The organism is Paenisporosarcina sp. TG20 (assembly GCF_000286315.1).
In the GTDB taxonomy this organism is placed as follows: Bacteria; Bacillota; Bacilli; order Bacillales_A; family Planococcaceae; genus Paenisporosarcina.
In genome coordinates this window covers 1-1104 of record NZ_ALJG01000054.1, presented here as the reverse complement: position 1 = coordinate 1104, position 1104 = coordinate 1, and the positions used below count along the sequence as shown (strand labels likewise).

At 35.6% G+C, this 1104-nt stretch carries 1 protein-coding gene; it reads left to right on the top strand.

The features are described from left to right. Positions 1-101 precede the first annotated feature (101 nt). Entirely contained in the window at positions 102-1007 is a 906-nt protein-coding gene (locus tag B371_RS0100290; RefSeq protein ID WP_019412375.1) for a DMT family transporter, read from the top strand. The last annotated feature ends 97 nt before the right edge of the window (positions 1008-1104 follow it).

Below are 1104 nucleotides of genomic sequence, written 5' to 3'. Positions count from 1 at the left end.
ATTCTCAAGGTGCGAAACTTAAGGTGGATGTAAATTATTCATTGAGTTTTATGAAAACAAGAGTAAGATACACTTATATTAGTAGAAAAGAGGTTTAGTAGATGATTCGAGTAAAAGGAATTTTATTCATCGTTTCAGGAGCTACTATGTGGGGAGCTACAGGTCCTATATTAGAGTGGGTATTAACAAACTCCGATTTAACTATTCCTTTTATTCTGTCAATTAGACTATTATTTGCTGGATGTGGTTTACTAGTTTACTTGAAAATAAAAGGAACACGTTTAAAACCTATATGGCGACAACCTTATTGGATAAAACGATTATTTATTTTTGCACTATTTGGAATGGTTGGAGTTCAATATTCATTCTTTGCTGCAATCGAAGCAAGTAACGCGGTTGTTGCAACATTACTTCAATTTTTAGCGCCTATTTTTGTAGTCATATTTGTGTCATGGAGCTTAAAGAAATGGCCGCCTAAATATCAAGTTTTTGGAATTATTGGAACGTTGTTAGGATTATTATTATTATTAACCAATGGATCATTAACTAATTTATTGTTGAGTCCAACCGCACTTGCGTGGGGACTTGCAATTGGCTTAAGTTTTGCTTTTTATACTCTATATCCTGGACCTCTTATGAAAGAATGGGGTGTACTGTTTGTGGTCGGCTGGTCCATGCTTATAGGTGGTGTGTTACTTGGAATCTTAAATCGTATCTGGCTATCAGATGAATGGTCTTTGTTACTAGATTGGAAGTTAACCGCCATATTATTGAGCGTCACTATCATTGGTACATTGGCATTTGTCTTATTCTTGAGCAGTATGAAATACATAAGTGCGATTGAAACAAGTATATTATCCAGTATGGAACCACTAACTGCGATGGTGATTTCGGTAATTTGGCTACAACAAATGTTAGGAAACTGGCAACTTGTTGGCGCCTTTGTCATGCTTTGTTGCGTAACCTGGTTATCAATTGCAGGGGATCAGAATAAGAAAGAAGTTTGATATTAAATCGCCTGTTCTCTTGAGAAAAGGTGATTTTTTATGGAAAAAGAAAGTGAGCCATGAATCCAGTATTTCCGGTATTTTAAGGAGTAGGTTC